Origin of the sequence: Bartonella sp. P0282 (genome assembly GCF_048452985.1) — a bacterium.
Lineage (GTDB): Bacteria > Pseudomonadota > Alphaproteobacteria > Rhizobiales > Rhizobiaceae > Bartonella > Bartonella choladocola.
On sequence record NZ_WTFO01000001.1, the window covers coordinates 1,181,267 to 1,201,865 of the forward strand.

The window sequence follows — 20,599 nt, forward strand, 5'->3', positions numbered from 1 at the left end:
AATCCTCTGCAATGACACTGCCACCAAATACATAGGCATGCCACGTATTTTATTTAGCGATGATTGGAGTGAATAGTTTTTATTTTTTCTTGTTGAAACAAAAATATTAATGAATGAATAAAATTCAAAAAATAAATATAATTAATTTATAAAGAAAACAGATAAAATAATTCGTATTTATATTTTTAGATAACATGCTCATAAATCATATAAATTATTTCTTAAAAATATTATATCGAAGAATTACGTCAAAATAAATAATTCAGAGACAGAGCTTGCAGACAAATAAAAAGTAAAATTCTGAAAATACCAATAAAAAAGCCGGTGGAAAACCACCGGCTTTTTTTAATAATTCTCTTAAGAATTAGAACGAACGTTGGATACGAAGCATACCCTGGAAAGCATCCTGACCTTTTTTAGAGTCTACATACTTAATTGTATTGGCTTCATTACGTTTGCTGTAATCATTCTCCCAAGAAATATATGTCAATTCAGGGGTAATGACGAGGCCTGGTACCAATTCATACTTTACGTTGACCGATGCAGCGAAAGTATCTGTATCGTCATAGGCAACTTGTGCGTTGAAGCTGGCCTTCTTGTTGAACTTGAAGGTTGTACCACCCCAAACAGCCCAATCGCCGCCCCAGTCACCATAGATCGAGTTGACTTGACGATAGATGCCGTATTTGGTCAGGTCATTCCTAACCTTGTAACCATATTTTACGCCATCGCTACGGACCTTGGCATCGCTACCATAAGTATCATCGCCATAGTAACGGTCGTCAGCCGACTTGTAACCGCCCATGACCCAAACGCTCCATTGGTCGGTAACGTTCAAATCCAAACGAGCCTTGGCAGCCCATTCTTCATAATAAGCATCATAAGCGCCAACAACGGAAACGCCACCCCAGCCTTGGACGTATTTCAAACCGCCAACAACATTCGGTGTATAATCGTCAATTTTACCGCTCAGCTTATGTTTGCGTGACGCTACATCATCAATGTCACTGTAATATTTGTAGCCGTAATCACTGGCGTTACTCAATTCATCATTGCCTTGTTCAACACCCAAGATAGCGGAGAAACCGTTTCCTGCGTTGAATGTGTAGCTGATAACATTGGTACGTGTGTAAGCCATCGGGGTCAAGATGTCGTCATTGATGACGTTACCAAAATAACCTGTCCAATGGTTGAAGATGGATTCATCAAGACCGACGCGGATACCACCGAGTTCGATGAAAGCAAAACGGAGCTGACCTGAAGCGCTATCACCTTTTCCGTCCCACTCTGCACCTTCATCCCACTGTGAACGCAATTCGATGAATGTGCGCAGTGTTCCGAGTTCAGTTTCAGAAGCTGTGTGGAAACGAAGGGTTGCACGTGTACGCCAAGCGTAGGTATCACGATCAATTTGGCCACGTTTACGAGCGCCGACATTGTCACCGCCCTTGATGTCTGCACGGACATAGCCGGAAATACGCATGCAAGTTTCGGTTCCAGGAATGTAGAAATATCCTTCACCGTATGCATCGCAAACGCGTACATATTCAACGGGCTCTGGCTCTGCAACGACTACGTCAGCTGCACGAGCGCCAGAAACTGCAATGAGAGCTGCAGCGGAGCCGAGAAGAAGGCTCTTAATGTTCATATCTGACCTCCAGTCAAAGTTAAAATTGGGTCGGGTTCACGAAGTTCAGAAAAAGTTGAATCCCGATCCCCTTAACCGAAAAAGTCGCACACAAGCGCTCCTTCTTCATGAGACGAACATACCTGACATGATTTTCGATTCAACCGCCAAATAAGAAAAACTGGGGAGGAAGCGCGCGTATCGTGGTACCTTGTTGCAAAAATGACACAAAAATAATGGGGGTTTGCAGTTTTATTTGTGGATTATTAACCATATTTTTCGCGTTAATTTTTGGTTAACTATCAAATTTCATTGCTTCTAGCTGTTGTTTTCGAGTCGTCATAGCGTTTTATCTCGATATGGAACAATTTTTTCAAACTTCACAAAAGTAACACATTTCGTCATTTTTGATGTGTATCAATTCTTTATTTCAGTGATTTTGGTGCTTCCGTAAAAGCGCAGGTTTTGCGACCAAGTTTGAAAAACTCGCCAATAAAAATAGTGTCAGTTTCAGGATGGGCTTGCAAAGAGTGGAAACGGGTAGGGCTTCTCCCATTCTCGAACTTATAAGAAGTTATCGGGCATTCGGGATTATATAATCTGTCGGTTGTAGGACATTGACAGCTAACATGCGTGTTGAAAAGTCGAATTTTGGAAAAGGCGCATTTTGGATATGATTAAGTCGACTTTATAGGAGAGGGGGAACAGGTAAAAAGTAAAAAGCAAAAGCCGTCGCTGTGAGGAGAAGGAAGGAAGTAGCATTCGTGCGATGCGAGGGAATGAATTATTAATATGTATAAAATTTTAGAAATTCGCGAAAATTGCTTGAACTTCCATTAAAGAATGTTTATTGGCTCCTCTTGGAGAGGTGGCCGAGTGGTCGAAGGCGCTCCCCTGCTAAGGGAGTAGAGCTCAAAAGGCTCTCGAGGGTTCGAATCCCTTCTTCTCCGCCATATTACAATAAAAAATGATTTAAAATCAATAAGTTGAACTTTTTATAGATTATCTATCCCCCATTTCATCCCCCAATAAAAATACACAATAATCATTTTGGATTGTGCCGCCGGCGGATGAACGTAACGCACCAGTCAATAGCCGCGACACCCAAAGTACCGCATAAAAAACCGGCAAAGCCGAGTATTTTTTTCTGGAACGACGTACGAGCTATCAATCGGATCGAATTTATCAAGACGATGGTAGAGAGTGTTAGCGGCAAGCTCTGCACCATAAATAGCGCATAAAGCACCGCCAACCCATTCCATTACACATTGTGGCCATTTTCTTTAAATGCGGAAAATCACGGGTAAAGCTTGTCGCTTTGGTAATATCAATGAGTGCGCGTTCCCTTTTCTCTTCATCTGCAATGTAAAAAGGACTGTCTTTATTTGCGAAGTCTGCAAGCAGGTTTTCTTCCTTTACGCCAATGGCTAAAGCCGCCTGCCAGAATTGCCGCGCTGATAAGGACGGAAATAATGCGGGAGGTGCAACAATCTTTTCACCGTCCCATAGCTTGCCATAGACACTGCCACCTTTCCCGAATGTTTCGCCGAAATCTCGATCAATACCGATAATATCGAAACCGGCAATTTGTGACGCTTCGGGGTCATCAGTCATGGAGATAATGCGTTTTGTGTCGTCGATAGCGATATAGAATTTATGCGGATATTGCTTGAAGAGGTTGTGCCACTCGATGCCATCTTTATCTTTCGAGACGGTAATTTCTACCGATTTTGGTTGGGGTATAATGTTGCCTTTGTCGTCTTTAATGTCATTACCAAGATTAACTTCTTCCGAAGTTATTGTGAGTTTTTCAAAATTTTTTATCTTACCAACTTCTTAAAGGAAACCAGCCGCGATAGCGATAAAAACGTGTGATTGCCGATAGCTGATGACTTCCCAACACGGATTAACTTTCCATAATCCTGTCAATACATAACCAGAAGATAAAGGATTATTGAAGGATCCGTTTGCACCGTCGATCGGTGAAAAACCGACCTCACCCTATCCATAAAAACGAGTGCCCGTCACACATGCATTAAAACGGTTATCTATCTGCTTGTTAATTTTGTCGCGTTCACCAATCGGCAGATAATTTTTATCAATTGCTGCAATCTTGTCGCGTTCGGCTGCCGTCAAAACCTTATGATCGGCTGTTTCCGGTAAGCTATCGGCGTTAAAATTAGGAGGGAAATATTTGCGATCTGCGGTTTCTTTTACGTCGTCGGTCGTAAGACCGTCAACACATTTATCAATTTTTGCAATGCATTGACGATCTTCGCCCGTCATAAATTTATGGTCGTCTGTTTCATTAATCATGCCAGTAGAAAGATTTACACTTTCGAGTCCACCTTCAACACCCGTTGCGCGAAAGAATTGCCCTTCTTTTTGCTCTAATTCAGCCAATGACGCTAGGTAGCCCTTTGACATCCGTTCGATCAACATTGCCGTTCTGCCTTGCAGACGAGAGCTGGCCGTCTTGAAAATGACGCGTAAATCCGCATCAGCAACGGCGCAATCTTTGGGGCAGGGGTCTGTTAAAGTACCGGTATTTTCGCCCGTAATTGAAGCAATGATTAAAAATTTTGCAGCAGCTGCAATGTAAATATGGTCACCTGCTTTAACCGCCCCATACGACTGTAGATAAGCGTCTTTTGTGGTGAAGTCCTTTGAACCTGCAACAGTCGTAATCTTTCCGACGGTATAATCATCGCCTGAAATCGGAAAGTTTGGAACTAATGCCATTATTCACCTTCCTTTTTATTTATTGTTTGAGCTTTCAACGCTGCCAGCTCTTGTTCCGCTCGATAACGCAGATAGGCGTTCGTCAGGCTCCGGTTTCGCCACAATTCCGCTTCTGCCGCTGCCTCCGCTGCCATGATGATCGGTGGCACTTGTATCTGTGTATTCTCTTGATTAGCCATTTTTATCTCGATTGATTTCTGATTTTTTGCTGTTATTGTTTCTTCAGTATCTGGGGAGCAAATAATGATTAACCGTTTTACTTGCGTTGTACCATTTTTATTGGCAGCTTCTGCTGCGCAGGCTGCTGATATTGTAGCAAGTCAGGAACCGGCTCCGGTCGTTGCCTCACCGGCTTTTTCTTGGTCTGGTTTCTATGTTGGTGGTCAAATCGGGGGGTCGTGGGGCGATGGCTCATTCGAGCGCGAAGTCCAAGCAGCGAATGAAGAGCCGCCGCCAAATGTAGTAGTCTATATCGATCCTGTAGACGTTAAAAAGAAGTCAATTGATGAAGGTAATTTTATTGGCGGTATTTATGCCGGTTATAATTGGCAATTTCACAACAATATTGTTGCAGGTATTGACGCGGATTTTGCGTGGCTAGACAACACGGTGAAATCAAACAAAAATATTTCGTTTGGAGAAGACGAAGTTGATGGCTATCGTAACAAAGTAAAACAAGATTGGATGGCTGCCGTCCGCGCTCGTCTAGGCTATGCATATGATCGGTTCTTGCCTTATATCGCCGGTGGCGTTGCGTTTACAGATATTGAATACAAACACAGGGTATTTGGTGACGTCACGGATATCTGGTTTGACGACCGTGGTTCCTCAAGCAAGACGCGGACTGGCTATACTCTGGGCGCAGGTCTCGATTATGCAATGACCGATCACATCATTCTTCGTGCCGAATATCGCTATACCGATTTTGGCGACAAGGACTTCGTTATTGATGACTTCTACATACGGAATGTAGAGACAAAATCGCATGACGTTCGGTTTGGTGTCGCCTATAAGTTCAATTAATAACCGCGCAAAATTGTATACGAAATTGTCCGGCTTTTGCTGTCAAAGTTGCGAATAACGCCTTTGCGATAAGCACCGTTTTCTTTGCTTGTTTTAAAGCCATAACTGTGACTTCCCGCCGCCACACCGTCGTTGGAAGTCATGATGACGTATGGCAAATTGACGATCGGTTTTGGAAAATCAACCCAAAAATGCTCATTTCGTCCTGTAAGATAACATTCGCCAGTCAAATAAACAGGCATGATGCCCATGTTTTCGGAAATTACTAGGTCTTCCAAGTTATTAGAATTGGCATCACAACCTGGCTTCGAGACCCTTATCCTTTTTTTTCAATCAAAATTCGTGTTGGCATTATATTGTCCGGCAAAGCGGGTTGCGGAAAACAAGGTAGCGAATGCCGAACTCTTCTTTTTCGCCAGGCGGTCGTGTGTACAGTTTAATATGATCTTTGTAGAGCTGATAATCGTATCCGGGAATGTCTGACGACCCTTCGATGCCATTCCGTTTTGCATTATCGTCAAATGGAAAAATAATTCGTTTATCTACATCTTTTGCGGCCAGCTGAATAAAAACAATCGGGAAATATTGCAACGCGGGGAAATAAAATTCTGCCGTCCAATATGAGCCATCTTTTTTTGGTTTTACTATGCCGGTTGCGTGCAGTTTTAAATAGTCGTTGTCGCTTGAAATGATATGCGGTTCTTTTAAATCGCCCGCACGGCAACCGGGTTCCGTTATCCAGAGACCTTTCTGCCCATCATAAGGGTTCGCCCCGATACAATTCTAGTCGTTTTTTCTGTTCTCGGCTGGGTTGGGCGGCTTTCAAATACGACCACAAAAAGCGAGATCATTCGTCCATATTCCCAGTGTCAATTATCCCTGCCAATCGCCCCAGGATAATTTGGCACGTGATCTTTACTGTATTCACTGCCGAATGGCGCTTCCACTGTCACGCTTTTATTGTCGTTCCCTACCATTAGATGTTGTTGAATCACGGCTCTATCAAAGTCTCTACCGACCGGCGAACAACAATAAAAGGCAATGCATGCGGGTTGATAATTTAACGCATAAGGGAACTCTATTGTCATTTTCGAGGCAGCCCACGCAGGATCGTAACCCTGCGCTTCAAAATACTGGTCTTTTCGCAAAACCCATTTGATGCCATTGCCCCCAAACCAATTACTGTCAAAGGTCTTATAATCATCATCAAGATTGGGTTCAGCTTCGTAACCGGCTTTTGAAATAATCATTCAGGGCGGGTTGCCCGTCAAAAAGAAAAGGTTTTGGCATTAGTCACCTATGCGAAATCTTTGATTATTAATATCAATTACGAACCTGTTGTCAGGCGAATGAATATAGCCTGCTACAACGTCGCCAATGTCCGCCGCTTGTAACCGCAATATTAACAATATCTTATTTAACAGAATTGCGATCCGGATAAACTACGTCAGACCGACGAATATAGGAATTCACATAAGTATCACGAGAAGGATAAAGATGATTACGGCATAGCTCAACCAATCTATCCGTTGCACCGTCCCTAATTGCCTGAATCATCTCCCAATGCTCTTTTCTTGCTTGTTCAATAAGCTCAGGCCGCAGGAGTGAAGACGAGCGGATGCCATGCGCTCTCAAAGCATAATAGCGAATAGCACTGCTGAGAACTAAATTATCTGTCAGTCCGAACAAAAGAGAATGAAACTTCATATTAGCGCGAAACACACCACGCAGGTTACCAGCCTTGACCATAGCGTCATGCACATTCTGCGTATCAACTAATGACTTCAGCTTACTTTCTGCGACGGGGAAGTGAATCATCCTGGCGCACTGACACTCCAGCAATTCGCGAACCACATAGAGATCCTCCACTTCCTTCGCTGTGTAGGAGCGAACCACAGCGCCAATATTGCGCTTCCGCTCCACCAGCCCCATACGTTCAAGCTCAACCAGAACCTGACGGGCAACATGCCGTTTTACACCGAACCGACCAAGAATCTCGTCTTCAATCAATCGCTCCCGCGGATTGAGAACACCAAGGACAATTTCTTCCTCGAGTGTTTGGACAACATATTCAAGGCTACCCGTGCACTGCCCACCCGCATCCGTTGGCAATATGGAAATCTGGTTCTCGGTCAAAGCAATCATTCCTAAGATTTTGATTCAGATCACAAGTCAAGCGTCATAATCACACCAAGACGCGAAATATCTTCTCTATTGCATAAATAGAACAACTTTGCTATCAAGAAAATTATTAATAATATTATCAATAACTGGAGAAGGCTATGGTAGATAACACACCATTCAAACCTAAAGGCCTGCGCGGTGGTCTCACTAACTACGGTGACGCTGGTTTTGCGCTATTCTTACGTAAGGCTTTCATTAAAGGTGCCGGCTATAGCGACGATGCACTCGACCGTACAATCATTGGCATCGCGAACACCGGTTCCGGTTACAACCCGTGCCATGGGAATGCCCCTCAACTCATAGAAGCGGTCAAGCGCGGCGTGATGATGGAAGGAGGCCTGGCAATCGATTTTCCCACGATCTCGATTGCAGAGAGCTTTTCAGCCCCGACCAGTATGTATCTACGCAATCTGATGGCGATGGACACGGAGGAAATGATCCGTGCCCAACCAATGGATGCAATCGTTCTCATTGGCGGGTGCGATAAAACAGTTCCCGCGCAACTAATGGCTGCTGCCTCGGCAAACATTCCAACAATCGAATTGATCACCGGCTCAATGTTGACGGGCGGTTATCGCGGAGAACGCGTTGGTGCCTGCACAGACTGTCGGCGCTTCTGGGCGAATTTTCGCGGCGACCAAATCAATGAGCAAGAGATTAATGAAGTTAACAGTAAGCTGGTTGCAAGCGTCGGTACCTGTTCAGTAATGGGCACCGCCAGCACCATGGCTTGCATAGGAGAGGCACTAGGGATTGTTCTTCCGGGTGGAGCAACGCCTCCAGCTGTCACGAGCGACCGTATTCGGATTGCTGAAGACAGTGGTCGGCATGCCGTTAAAATAGCTAAGACACGACTAACACCGGATAAGATTTTAACCCCGAAAGCCTTTGAAAATGCTCTACGTGTCTTACTCGCAATCGGCGGGTCGACAAACGGCATCATCCATCTAACAGCAATTGCTGGCCGTATGGGCTATAAAATTGATCTCGAAGCTTTCGATCGCATGAGCCGTGAAACACCCGTTCTGGTCGATCTCAAGCCATCCGGCGATTTTTATATGGAAGACCTACATCGCGCAGGAGGCCTTCGTACAGTCCTGCAAGAATTGAAGCCACAACTGCACCTTGATGCCCTTACAGTTACGGGACGTACACTCGGCGAAGAGCTCGCAGACTTCCCCAAATATACTCAAAATGTCGTACGCAGTTTCTCCAATCCTATCTATCCCGCAGGTGGTATCGCATTTTTGAAGGGCAACCTTGCACCACAAGGCGCGATCATAAAGCAATCGGCGGCAGATCCTAAACTTATGGAACATGAAGGACGCGCAGTTGTCTTTGAAAATGCCGAAGACATGGCATTGCGCATTGATCAACCTGATCTTGATGTCAAGGCCGACGATATTCTAGTGCTCAAAAACATAGGCCCCATCGGTGCGCCGGGTATGCCTGAAGCGGGATATCTCCCCATACCTAAGAAGCTTGCGCGGGCAGGAGTGAAGGATATGGTGCGTATTTCCGACGGGCGCATGAGTGGGACAGCTGCGGGTACCATCGTCTTGCATGTAACACCTGAAGCAGCGCTTGGGGGTCCGCTAGCGCTTGTCCGGAACGGGGACAGGATTAGGCTAAGTGTAAAAGAGCGTCGCATTGAACTGCTTGTTGCCGAAAATATCCTGATGGAACGTCGAGAACAACTTCTCCTGCCTCGGCCTGAGAATGCGGAACGGGGATACCGTAAGCTCTTTTATGAACAGATGACGCAGGCCAATGAAGGCTGCGATTTCGCCTTCCTCAAAGAAACAAAAATGAAGGGTTCCATACCGGATACTGGGGGCTAAGCAAAACCTCTATGCCGTAGCGGATAGGGAGGCAACGGCACAATCAAAATTATCAACCTGGAGGAGTTATCATGAGCACTAAAGTTTCTCATGTACGTTATCTTATTCTCTTATTACTGTTTGCAATTACAACTATCAATTATGCAGATCGCGCGATCCTATCAATCGTTGGCGCGACCATGCAAGACGAACTTGGTATTACCTCCGTTCAGATGGGCTTGTTATTCTCGGCATTTGCCTGGGCCTATGTGATTGGGCAAATTCCCGGCGGCTGGCTACTTGATCGTTTCGGAACCAAAAATGTCTATGCCTGGAGCATCTTCCTTTGGTCGATATTCACATTACTGCAAGCAACCGTTGGCTGGTACAGCCTTACTATATCTGTCATTGCACTGTTTTTCTTCCGTTTTTTTGTCGGCTTGGCTGAATCACCGGCATTTCCGGGCAATAGCCGCATTACTGCAGCCTGGTTTCCAGCTGCCGAACGAGGGACAGCAGCCGGAATTTTTACATCGGCGCAGTATTTCGCAACTGTAATGTTCGCACCATTAATGGGATGGGTCACCTTCCACTATGGCTGGCGCGCAGTTTATATCAGCATGAGCTTACTTGGCGTGATTATGACCATAGTTTGGATCAAGGTTATTCGCGCCCCGGATCAACACAAAAGTGTCACCAAAGCAGAGCTTGAATACATCCGCAGTGGTGGCGGACTTATCGAACTCGATACTCCAAAGACCGATAAGCTATCAAGCGGCCCCACCTGGGCAGACTTCAAGATACTCATCACAAACCGGATGACAATTGGCATTTTCATCGGCCAATACTGCATCAACGTACTATCTTATTTCTTTCTCACATGGTTTCCGATCTATCTTGTCAAAGCAAGAGGTATGTCAATCCTACAAGCAGGCATGATCGCTTCTATACCCGCAATCTGTGGATTTTTCGGGGGAGTGCTTGGTGGCTTCTTATCCGATTTAATGATCAAACGGGGCTATTCTCTAACAATCGCCAGAAAGACACCGCTAGTACTCGGTATGATAATGTCGATGACTATGATTATCTGTAACTATACACAAAATAGCACGTTAATCATAATGATCATGGCAATGGCCTATTTTGGAAAAGGATTTGGTGCTATTGGTTGGGCAGTGATTTCGGATATCGCCCCCCAAAAGATTGCAGGCCTATGCGGTGGCGTGTTCAATGCATGCGGCAATACAGCAGGGATCACAACCCCCATCGTAATTGGTTTTATTCTTAGCACAACAGGATCATTTTCCAGTGCACTGGCATTCGTTGCTGCCCATGCTGCGCTTGCAGTTTTCTGTTATCTCGTCATTGTCGGAAAGATTGAACGCATGAGCACTAATAAATAAAAGTCATTAACAGAATAACTTTGCGCTTTGCGGGTGGCGTGCTAACATTGGGAAATAGTCAAGTCGGATCGCTTCAAATATTTCAAAACGTCACCCGAAATCATCCAACTGGTAGTGATGGTTTACATGCGATAGATATTGTCAGAATAACAGCTTTGGCAGATGATTTTCTCGTTTTATCGTTAAGAAGCGTAACGGGAAGTGTCCAAACCGGCAATGGCATCCGGATCAAAATGGTTAAACGATCAACAGCGTACAGCATTATTTTTGGCGTGTTGTCGATCATGAGGGTGAAGTTCAGAGATGCCATGTTTCAAAGAAACGCAATATCAGGGATGTCGGAAAGTCCATCCTGAAGTCCGTGAAAAAGCACGCTTATCCAAAGATCATAACAACTGAAAGGCTCGCTTTCTATGGAGCAGTGTTCAAAGCAATCAGCATTGAGAGAACAGAGGAAACGGGGCGTCGTTTAAAAGAATTGCTGTGAGTATGCATTCGCATTTTCCGTTCTGGTAACGGGAGAGGGCGAGGCAACGCTTCAGGAGCATGGCAAGTTTACAAAAATTTACACATGGTCAAGGACAAGATAGTCAAGGATAAGCATGCAACCATTTCGATCTGGAATGGCATCTTGTTTGCAGGCAAACATAAAAGCGAAAATGAACGATCGCGTTCAATGGGTGGTGCAATTTAACCATTGCGTAAAGCAGGTCCATCTCACGCCCTTCAGACACGTTGCAATGAACCTGACAATAACGCCATACCATCGTAAAAATTCTCTGTCATTTTATGTAAGAGAAATATGTGAAACCACTAGTTACACTATTTCAGCCATTTTTTCCGAACGCATTTGTCAATACAATTTATCACATTTTTCAAGTTCGCCTTGTTCAATCTGGCTAACAACAGTTTAAGTGGAAACCGTTTTTTTGCTTCTTTGTCCACATTGTTTTGCCGACTGTTCGGGGTTTCATGACTTCCGGAAAGAACGATCTATCAACAAAGATGAAAATGAAAATAGATAAATTAAGTTCATCAATTGATGAACCGTTATAAGTGATTGAGACATAATTTCGGTATTGAATTTTTAAAAATCTTTATGCACTTCTGTTTCAATAATTGCGTACCGAAACGAAACAATATAATTCTTGTTCAGAATTTTTATTTTTTAAAGATTGTCAGAAAATCAATATGGATAAAGAGCAAGATACAGGAAATACCGACGACGAACATTCCAAGCGACTATCTGGAAACAGTGGTGAATTACGTGCCCTTAACGAGTTGAAGGGAAATTTTATTATTCCTGGTTATCAGCGTGGTTACCGATGGAATGACCAACAGATTAATGACTTTTTAAATGATATTTTCGAGTTTTATGAACAATTCAAGAATGGCAAAGAAAACAAAATCTATTTTCTTCAACCTATTATGGTTGTGGAGAAATATAGCGATGGAGCGGGTAACGAAGAAAAAGATCCCGAAATAAATATTGTTGATGGGCAACAACGTTTAACGACAGTGCTGTTATTAAATTCGGTTCTGTTGAACAATTATGTCGGGGAAAAAATCGGTTATGGTAAGTCAATTAACAAACCAGTAGACCGCGATGCCATTTATCTCGATTATTTTGCAAAAGCCACTTACTATATTTTCCCCGACGATATTCAGGAAAAAAACGATAGTTCACGTTGCGATAGTGAAAAAAGTGATTTTATAAATTACACTCTAACCATTAATACACGGGATGAAAGTGATAGACTTTTAAAACGTATAGCAAATGGTATAGAACCTACAGAAAAAGACTGTGGTAGTATAGATTTATATTTTATCTACAATGCTTACAGAAATATAAAAAAATATATTGATAAGAAGAATGAAGAAGGTATCGACTGGTCAAAGTTTTATGAAACATTTGCTAAGCAAGTAAAAGTACTTTGGTACGTAATTGATGATAGCGATTCCAGTGGTGAAATAGCGGCATTTACACGTTTGAATAGCGGAAAAATTCCCTTGACGAATGCCGAGCTAAGCCGCGCAGCACTCCTCAATCCTGCTTATTACAAATCGCAAAATAATAAAGACGCTAATGAAAACTTGCCGGATATTGAAACGGAGCGCGGCTTGATTAGCGTTGGGTGGGATAATCTCGAATACGAGTTGCGAAAACCGGAATTTTGGGGATTTCTCGGTTTTTCGGAAAATGATTATTCGTCGAATGTTAAAGATCGACGAAACAAAAGTTTTGAAGATGAACGTTATCAAACGCGTATAGATTTTCTTCTGGATTTTCATTTTAACAAAAAAAGCGATGAAGATAACAAACTTGCTTCTTTTATGGCACTCGAAAAAGAATTAAAAAATGCGGAAGCAGAGAAGTTTGCCCAAAAAAATGTCAAACAGATATGGGAAGCAATCCAGCTTGATCTATGGAAGTTACAAACCTGGTATGACGATAACGACCTTTATCATTGGATTGGTTATTTATTTGCTGAAAAACAAATGAATCAATACCTGTTTTCGGACTTTAAAGATCTGGAAAAAGGCAAGTTAAAGGAAGAAGTTAAAGGTAATATCAAAAGTTTTTATCCCGATCTGGAAACGGTTCTCGAATATACGTATGAAACCGATAGAGCAGGATACCAAAGAGCCTTATTTTTATATAATGTCGAATATGTGAGAAGTATGAAAACAACGGGTAAAAAGCCCCGATATGACTTCTCTGCCCATCACCAAAAGAAATGGTCAATAGAACACATCAAGGCGCAAAATGTTGAGGAGCTCAATACAAAAGAACAATGGTTGACTTGGTTGGAAGGCCATCTGGAAGTAGTGGCGAGCATTTCTCCGCGCGGTGAAGACCGGAAAAAGGATGACCTTCAAAAGGATAGCTCCCGGAAAGAGGACAACCTTCGAAGCGATAACCTGCGGAGAAAAGATGATCTTCAGCCCCTGTCTAAACACGTTGAAGAGTTGATGGACAAGCTCAAATCTTCGGAATTATTTGAATATTCGGAGCCATTCAAACTTCCTGATACGAAAGAAGAGTTTTTAAGGTTGTCGAAACGCATATTGGAATTTTTTGATGATAGAGCAGGCCCGACCGAAGTGATTGATAACAGGTTACATGAGTTGTCAAACCTTGCGCTTCTGGACCGTACGGCAAACAGTGCCCTGAACAATTCGATTTTTCGTGTCAAACAGAACAAAATTGTTGAAGAAATGAAACAAGGCAATTTCATTCCGCCCGCCACCCAAGCTGTATTCTTGCGCTTGTTTAGCATGGAAGAACAAGGTCATCTGTATTGGACAGCGAAAGATCGTAAAGCATATCAAGACGACATCAAAGAAAAACTTGAGTATTTATTGGGATGAACATCATGGGGAGTAGCACGGTCAAAAGCTTTTACCAACTTTTGAAAGAAACTGAAGTTGTTATCCCGATGATACAACGTGATTATGCGCAAGGACGTCTCACAGAAAAGGTAAAGTCTATTCGTCATGACTTTTCGGATGCACTTTATAATGCGTGTAAAGATAAAAAGCCGTTACATCTCGATTTTATCTATGGGGAGGAAGATAAGAGACAATTCAAGCCGTTTGATGGGCAACAACGGTTGACCACATTGTTTTTATTGCACTGGTACGCTGCAGGAAAAGCCGAAAAATTAGCCGAGGAAAGAGAATTTTTTAACCGATTTTGTTATGAAATTCGTGAAAGCACGCGGATATTTATTAAAAAACTTAATAATGAATCCGGTTTTTTATTTAAACGTCTTTCCGACGACAAGGACATTTCATCAATTATCAAAAAAGCTCCCTGGTATGTTGCGAGGTGGAAATTTGATCAATCAATATCCGGTATGCTGGTCATGCTGGATGCGATCCATACGAAATTTAAAGATATTCCAGATCTTTGGAAAAGATTAACAGAAGAACCACCGCTTATCACATTTTTTTATAAGCCATTGCACGACCTGTCATTGAAAAGCGATGAACTTTACATAAAAATGAACGCGCGCGGCAAACAACTCACCGAATTTGAAAATTTCAAAGCGAAATTTGTGGAACACTTGAGAGAAAAATCCTTGAGAGGTGAACTGAAAATCAAAACGCCATTGGACGAGATAGAAAGATGTTTTGATACGTCATGGATCAGCATTTTTTGGGATAATATCTGTTCAGGCTATAAGTTTTATTACGTTGACAAAGCGGTTTTATGTGACAAAGCATTTGCGCGTTTTTTGCGTTATATTGGCACTATTTTATATCTCTTGAACGACGAGCAAATCCGCTCGGAAGATAATCAAGCAACAAATATGTCAGACGATGTCCGAACCATGAAGTTGTTCGAGATATTCTATCATGTGGTTGGAAAAACATCTTTTTTATCTAATATAGACGGTAACAATATTGATGGGTTAAAACGTTTACTCGATGCAATAAATGACATCGGTAACGATAAAATAGATTGGATACTCAAAGAAATATTTTATAAAAAGGATTCGGATAGTAGCAACGAAATTAATAATGATAATTCATTCTTAAAAGTTGCTTTATTCAATAATGCTGAAGAAAATATTTTCGATCATTTAATCAATAATGAAAAGGAAGAGCCTGTTGCTGTTCGTCTTCTTTTATTTGCGCTTTTATTGTTAATATGGCAAAAAATTTCATATGATAAGGATGCCAACTTGGCAATTGACGCAGAAGATATAAAAGCGATGCGGGAATCACTGCGAACCATTCGCAATCTTCTTGAAAATGCGGCAGACAATCTTCGATATGAAAAATATCCGGCGCAATTATGCGAAATGGTGAAGATTATTTTAACTGATCCATTAAATGAAAAAGAGGATATTGTTTCACGCGATCTGTTGAGCAGTGGTCCGCGGGATCGGGTCGACAATGAAAACCAATGGATCAGGGAAAGCAGTTTCAATGTTTATCAAATAAATGAAGAAGCGGTAAAATTGAAACTGCGCCGGGAACATAAAGATGATGAAAAATTGCTGAACGCATTGAACCGGCTTGAAAATCACGAATTTTTCCGTGGTAATTTAGGCGCATTTTCTCTGTGTGAACAGCAGGAAACAGAAGAGCGTGAGCAGCCGGAGCCAGAAAAGTTTATCTGCTTTGATCGTAAAATTATAGAGGCAGGAGATAAACTTTTCAGTCACTTTGCGGACAATTCCGACAGTGAGTTACTAAAAAACTCCTTATTATGCGAAGGCGATTACGCATGGCAAACCGGTTCCTACTTTACCTATGGAGCAAGAGAGAGCGGTGGGCATTGGAATGATATATTCAGCAGAAGCATATATAATCAAAGGATGGATTGTCGGCGAGCAGTCACAAAATTATGCCGCTATATTGCAGAACAGAGCGAAACGGAAAAAGAAATAGAAGATATACTTTATGAAAAAAATAAAGAATGGCTTATAGAGTGCGAGCAGTCTGAAGAACTTTGCTGGAGATATTATTTAGTAAAATATTCTGATCTTTTTATACCGAAGGAGTCAAAATATAAGCTATTGAGATGTAAAGAATACGGTCATATATTTACCAGCAATGTATATTTTAAAAAGAATGTGAGAGTGTATTGGAATCCGTTTCTATTTTGTGTTGCTGAAAAAATGAAGCAGGAATTGGTTAAAGAAATAGAATTTTTACCGTGCGGGCCTCGGGATGAAAGACCGGAACGCGATTTTGAGGATGAAGGTCTGGAAATAGAAAAAGGAGTTTATCTCCATGGGGTCGAAACCGGTTGGCAGCTATCATCTTCACCGACTAATAGAGATCAGTGTAGCGACGAGCTAAAAATGCGCTTTAGAGACGAAAATGATCTTGGTCCTTTATTCAATAATGATGATGTTAAGTCGTCTGACCCCGAAAAAGGTATTATAGTATTGAAAGGGGAAGATGGGTATTTACATGAAAAAGGTGATGAAGGGGAGGGGACATGTCGGTTGTATGACAAAGTCGACCGTATTGATTATATCGTCAAATTTTTCAAAAATCGTGTAAATTAAACGATAGTGATAACTATCATGGCATAAAGTGCTTTCAATATCATAAGGTATTATGGACACGTTTCCTGTAGTCCAATCGGAATATTTGACTGATTTTGGAAGGCAAGCGTTTCAGCCGGTTTGCCGTATTGTTGAAAACTGAAAATTTATCGGCATATTTACGTATATGTCGGGATTTTTATATCGTGATTTTGTTTCGGGGAACTACCGGTTCGAGATCTTGAATTGATTTTCAGTTGTAAACGGGAATTCTTCCTGTTCCGCTTATTTTGTAGGGCTTAAGGTGGTTAAAAATTCATCCCACTCATATTTAGTCTGTTCTGTTTAAGCTTATCTCACGAATTTTTCGTTCAACAATGCTTACGCTAAAGGATGACGGAAAGAATGCTCATTCTTTTTTATTAGCAGGCTTGCCGGTGAGCCTTTTTAAACATCAATCACAAACGCTTGGAAAATGCATATGAGTGCCATTCCACGCGGTTAGATCTGCAGAGCGGGTCAGCCTTTGATCGATAAAGAACTATCGCTGCCTTTTACAAAAATTGCTCACACATAAATTGCTCACTCATATTTTAAAGAACGAGTGAAGGAATGTCGCTAGAATATTTTGGGTTGCTTTGGCTCTTCCTGAAGAGAAAACGCTCGTGCGGTGCGCGGTGAATTTTATGGGTTGAAAAAATGGTCTTAGATAAGATGATTATTTTTGCGAGTTCCTGAAACCGCGCCTTCAGGATAAGGTATTAGTTAAAAAACCAGTCATTCAAAACGATAAAACTACAGGGAACAACGAGCAGGCACGCTCTAATGTTTAGTACTATCCGTCCACAGAAGATTTAGTTTTACCCGTCCATAGAAGGATAAGGGCAATAATAACAGGTAGCATAAAATAAGCGGGCAATGTTGCGGGATAAGCCCCGTATGAAACAAGAACGCCGCCAATCACCGAACCTATCGACCCTCCGAGATATACGGATGACTGGTTTAAACCGACAGCCAGATTACCATCGCCTTTATCTTCCCTAAGTTTTATGAGTTCATTGTTCTGGGGCACTTGCAACGCCCAGCCAACCGCACCCCATATGACGAGGGGTAAAGCTATCAACGGCAGATAGATTTGCGACAGTAAAACCAATCCCAGAAATGACAGCAAAAGCAATCCGAGAATAATGAACAGGATTTTTTTCAGATCATAGTCATCGACAAAATATCCGATCAGAATACTTCCACAAACGCCCCCTAAGCCCCAGTACCATAAATAAACCGTGACATAGGCCTCTTTATTTATGACGCTCACAAATGGTGACAGAAAAGTATACATTCCCAAGCTTGATATTGCTGCAAAAAGAGAGATCAGTAAAACTCTCACGACAGGCCATTCGGATAAAAGAGCAAAACGGGATTTTTCGGATTTTATCATTGTTGATGGCAAGGCGGGTAAACATAAAGATAAACCGATGAGAGCGATTCCACCAAGAATGCTCACGATTATCATAGCGCTTCGCCAACCGAAATGATCGGCTATAACGAGTGAAACGGGTACACCTATGACCGTACCAATTGCCATGCCCGCCATTATTGTTGAAATGGATTTGCCCTTGTTTTCGTTAGTGCTCAATCGGGTTGATGCTGTTATTCCGCAAGCAAGAAACGCACCTGCAGCAACTCCCGCTATAGCGCGAAGAATGATTAAAGAATAAAATTCCGGAACAATCACACATGCGGCATTGGCAATAACAAACACCCCAAGATAAACGCAGACATTGTTTTTAAGATCACGATGTCCTGTCATTCCCACCAGAACGGGAGACAAAAGACCATAGGGTAGCGTAAAAGCAGTTACCAACTGTGCGGCCAAACCGATCGAGACATCAAAATCGTGACTAATCAGAGGGATCAAACCGGCTGTCATATATGATGAAAGCCCCAGGGCCAAAGCCGATAAGGATAAACAGACGAGTGATATTCTAATAGATGACATGTCGCAACGCTCTTTCTCATTCCGGTATTTTTTAGCTTTTAGCGTTGGCCGTTATAAAAATAATGAGAGCGGAACGTTTAAGACTTGAAATAGCGAATGGTAATCTAATCTTTTCAGGAAAATATCGCGGTATCAGAGCTTTCTTGCATGAAAGACTTCGCCCATATGTCCCGGAGCTATGATATGAAGACCGGAATATCGACATGTAAAATCAAATATATTTTACCTTCCGTTTTTTCTCAACTTTAAACAGAAAATTATAAACTATTAGATCACCCATACTGTCAGATGGGAAGTTTATCGGACGTGTTGATATGGTTAGAAAAAAATATTATGAAAATTTAACAATATTTATAATATAAAAATAGAAATAATAATAATTTTGTAAAAAAAGATATAAATATTAAAATTGAAATATATTAAAACAATTTAATTATTTAATTATGATAACATGATATATATAAAATTTATTAACTGTATAATTTTTTATGTTAAAAAATTATCTATAAAATATATTTTTTATTTATTATTATAAGGGTAAATTGTTAAATTTTCTAAAGTCGAATGATACGCAGTTTTTAAATTCATAGAACCGGCAGGCTTGGAAAATAGATGGATTCATTTTCTAACAAATATACAAAAAATATCAGTTAAATTTTTATCAATGCAAAAAAGGAGAAATCCATTCTTTGCCGCTTGCCTACCGAGCGTTTAGGATTTTTGCCGGAAAACATTTCATTTGATGTTTGTGAAGAATGGATTTTTATAATGGCAGATAACCAGAAAAAGCTCGGCTTCTTTTCGCGCCTGCTTGATGCAGTACCAGCGGGAGAGCGTTACAAGTTGGCTGAAGAACAAATAGTTTTTGCGGAAAAATTGGGTTTTGAAACCGCATGGGTTGCTCAGCATCATTTTCATCCGCAAGAGGGTGGGCTTCCTTCACCTTTGGTTTTTCTTTCAAATATCGCAGCAAAAACCAAAAGCATAAAGTTGGGGACGGGTGTTATCACATTACCTATGGAAAATCCGGTACGTGTTGCAGAAGATGCAGCGGTTATCGATCTCTTATCCAATGGCCGTCTGGAATTGGGATTTGGTACCGGCGGAACACGCGAGTCATTTGAAGTGTTTGGCGTCAATCCGGATAAACGTGGTGAAGTCTATGGCCACCATCTCAAAGTATTGCGACAGGCTTTTGCCGGTGATGACCTGTTAAAAGGCAACCGGCTTTATCCAAGTGCGCCGCATTTGTTACGTCGTTTCTGGATGGCAACGTTTTCTCCGTTCGGCGGTAAGCTTGCAGGCGAAACAGGTGACGGGCTGATGTTATCGCGTACCCAGCCACGTCCGGCGGATAAACCTGATGCCACGCTTGATGAAATACAAAATCCGATTATTGATGCCTATCTTGCAGCACTGCCCGCAGGTGTCAAACCCCGTATTATGGCTTCTCGAAGTCTATTTGTCTCTCGTGATCGTAACTACGCCCTCAAATTGGCGGAACAAGGATTGAAAAAGGCAGCAGAGCGGTTGGGCAAAGCTATATCGAATGTTAAAGGGAACTCGCTTGAAGATCTTATTGTCGCGTTCGATCAACATGTCGGAACGCCGGAAGATGTTATTGCTTCGCTGAAAAAAGATACCTCGCTTAACCGTGCAACAGATGTTGTCTTTCAGGTTCACTCTGTTGATCCGCCGCACGAAGACATATTGAAATCGTTGGAACTGACGGCAAAAGAAGTCGCTCCTGCATTGGGGTTGACGCTTGCGACACATTGAAAGCGGATATGTCT

Annotated in this window: 14 protein-coding genes and 1 tRNA gene; 8 read left to right on the plus strand and 7 right to left on the minus strand. The window is 42.1% G+C overall.

Annotated elements, in window-relative coordinates; all coding sequences use genetic code 11:
* Window positions 1-364: 364 nt before the first annotated feature.
* Complete coding sequence (locus tag GQS64_RS05215) at window positions 365-1,648, minus strand: porin (protein ID WP_198230825.1); 1,284 nt, start codon at window positions 1,646-1,648, stop codon at window positions 365-367.
* Window positions 1,649-2,489: 841 nt separating this feature from the next.
* Between GQS64_RS05215 and GQS64_RS05220 the strand changes: the two genes are divergently transcribed.
* A tRNA-Ser gene (locus tag GQS64_RS05220) sits at window positions 2,490-2,580 on the plus strand.
* Window positions 2,581-2,833: 253 nt separating this feature from the next.
* Here the strand turns inward: GQS64_RS05220 and GQS64_RS05225 are convergent.
* From GQS64_RS05225 to GQS64_RS05235, 3 genes are all read right to left on the minus strand, one after another.
* Window positions 2,834-3,241, minus strand: a complete 408-nt coding sequence (locus GQS64_RS05225) for a hypothetical protein (RefSeq protein ID WP_198230826.1) — start codon at window positions 3,239-3,241, stop codon at window positions 2,834-2,836.
* A gap of 387 nt (window positions 3,242-3,628) precedes the next feature.
* Window positions 3,629-4,369 (minus strand): hypothetical protein, encoded by a 741-nt coding sequence (locus tag GQS64_RS05230; RefSeq protein ID WP_198230827.1) that lies wholly within the window; start codon window positions 4,367-4,369, stop codon window positions 3,629-3,631.
* Window positions 4,369-4,548, minus strand: a complete 180-nt coding sequence (locus GQS64_RS05235) for a hypothetical protein (RefSeq protein WP_198230828.1) — start codon at window positions 4,546-4,548, stop codon at window positions 4,369-4,371. Before GQS64_RS05235 ends, GQS64_RS05230 begins: the two co-directional genes overlap by 1 nt.
* Window positions 4,549-4,612: 64 nt before the next feature.
* Between GQS64_RS05235 and GQS64_RS05240 the strand changes: the two genes are divergently transcribed.
* On the plus strand, window positions 4,613-5,392 hold the full coding sequence (locus GQS64_RS05240; protein WP_198230829.1) for an outer membrane protein: 780 nt from the start codon (window positions 4,613-4,615) through the stop codon (window positions 5,390-5,392).
* A gap of 869 nt (window positions 5,393-6,261) precedes the next feature.
* Here the strand turns inward: GQS64_RS05240 and GQS64_RS05245 are convergent.
* Together GQS64_RS05245 and GQS64_RS05250 are read right to left on the minus strand one after the other, a co-directional pair.
* Complete coding sequence (locus tag GQS64_RS05245; protein WP_198230830.1) at window positions 6,262-6,642, minus strand: hypothetical protein; 381 nt, start codon at window positions 6,640-6,642, stop codon at window positions 6,262-6,264.
* A 163-nt stretch (window positions 6,643-6,805) separates the two neighbouring features.
* Complete coding sequence (locus GQS64_RS05250; RefSeq protein ID WP_198230831.1) at window positions 6,806-7,528, minus strand: GntR family transcriptional regulator; 723 nt, start codon at window positions 7,526-7,528, stop codon at window positions 6,806-6,808.
* Window positions 7,529-7,674: 146 nt separating this feature from the next.
* Here GQS64_RS05250 and GQS64_RS05255 point away from each other — a divergent pair, with 146 nt between their 5' ends.
* The 5 genes from GQS64_RS05255 (at window position 7,675) to GQS64_RS05275 (ending at window position 16,828) form a co-directional block, all read left to right on the plus strand.
* On the plus strand, window positions 7,675-9,417 hold the full coding sequence (locus tag GQS64_RS05255) for an IlvD/Edd family dehydratase (protein ID WP_198230832.1): 1,743 nt from the start codon (window positions 7,675-7,677) through the stop codon (window positions 9,415-9,417).
* Window positions 9,418-9,488: 71 nt separating this feature from the next.
* Window positions 9,489-10,799: an MFS transporter gene (locus GQS64_RS05260; protein ID WP_198230833.1), complete on the plus strand. Its 1,311-nt coding sequence runs from the start codon at window positions 9,489-9,491 to the stop codon at window positions 10,797-10,799.
* A gap of 244 nt (window positions 10,800-11,043) precedes the next feature.
* Entirely contained in the window at window positions 11,044-11,286 is a 243-nt protein-coding gene (locus GQS64_RS05265; protein ID WP_369805225.1) for a DDE-type integrase/transposase/recombinase, read from the plus strand.
* Window positions 11,287-11,990: 704 nt separating this feature from the next.
* Entirely contained in the window at window positions 11,991-14,171 is a 2,181-nt protein-coding gene (locus GQS64_RS05270; RefSeq protein WP_198230834.1) for a DUF262 domain-containing protein, read from the plus strand.
* A gap of 5 nt (window positions 14,172-14,176) precedes the next feature.
* The gene (locus tag GQS64_RS05275) at window positions 14,177-16,828 is read left to right on the plus strand and encodes a DUF262 domain-containing protein (protein WP_198230835.1); all 2,652 of its coding nucleotides are present in this window, start codon (window positions 14,177-14,179) and stop codon (window positions 16,826-16,828) included.
* A gap of 814 nt (window positions 16,829-17,642) precedes the next feature.
* Here GQS64_RS05275 and GQS64_RS05280 read toward each other — a convergent pair.
* Window positions 17,643-18,806 (minus strand): MFS transporter, encoded by a 1,164-nt coding sequence (locus GQS64_RS05280; RefSeq protein ID WP_198230836.1) that lies wholly within the window; start codon window positions 18,804-18,806, stop codon window positions 17,643-17,645.
* Between the two features lie 768 nt (window positions 18,807-19,574).
* Between GQS64_RS05280 and GQS64_RS05285 the strand changes: the two genes are divergently transcribed.
* A complete protein-coding gene (locus tag GQS64_RS05285; RefSeq protein WP_198230837.1) occupies window positions 19,575-20,585 on the plus strand; it encodes a putative FMN-dependent luciferase-like monooxygenase in 1,011 nt (336 codons plus the stop codon).
* Window positions 20,586-20,599 lie beyond the last annotated feature (14 nt).

Excerpts from the sequence above, each read along its gene's own strand:
- GQS64_RS05240 (WP_198230829.1), top strand. The coding sequence starts at position 4,613 with ATGATTAACCGTTTTACTTGCGTTGTACCATTTTTATTGGCAGCTTCT.
- GQS64_RS05255 (WP_198230832.1), top strand. The coding sequence starts at position 7,675 with ATGGTAGATAACACACCATTCAAACCTAAAGGCCTGCGCGGTGGTCTC.
- GQS64_RS05225 (WP_198230826.1), bottom strand. The coding sequence starts at position 3,241 with ATGACTGATGACCCCGAAGCGTCACAAATTGCCGGTTTCGATATTATC.
- GQS64_RS05230 (WP_198230827.1), bottom strand. The coding sequence starts at position 4,369 with ATGGCATTAGTTCCAAACTTTCCGATTTCAGGCGATGATTATACCGTC.
- GQS64_RS05215 (WP_198230825.1), bottom strand. The coding sequence starts at position 1,648 with ATGAACATTAAGAGCCTTCTTCTCGGCTCCGCTGCAGCTCTCATTGCA.
- GQS64_RS05270 (WP_198230834.1), top strand. The coding sequence starts at position 11,991 with ATGGATAAAGAGCAAGATACAGGAAATACCGACGACGAACATTCCAAG.
- GQS64_RS05285 (WP_198230837.1), top strand. The coding sequence starts at position 19,575 with ATGGCAGATAACCAGAAAAAGCTCGGCTTCTTTTCGCGCCTGCTTGAT.
- GQS64_RS05235 (WP_198230828.1), bottom strand. The coding sequence starts at position 4,548 with ATGGCTAATCAAGAGAATACACAGATACAAGTGCCACCGATCATCATG.
- GQS64_RS05245 (WP_198230830.1), bottom strand. The coding sequence starts at position 6,642 with ATGATTATTTCAAAAGCCGGTTACGAAGCTGAACCCAATCTTGATGAT.
- GQS64_RS05260 (WP_198230833.1), top strand. The coding sequence starts at position 9,489 with ATGAGCACTAAAGTTTCTCATGTACGTTATCTTATTCTCTTATTACTG.
- GQS64_RS05280 (WP_198230836.1), bottom strand. The coding sequence starts at position 18,806 with ATGTCATCTATTAGAATATCACTCGTCTGTTTATCCTTATCGGCTTTG.
- GQS64_RS05275 (WP_198230835.1), top strand. The coding sequence starts at position 14,177 with ATGGGGAGTAGCACGGTCAAAAGCTTTTACCAACTTTTGAAAGAAACT.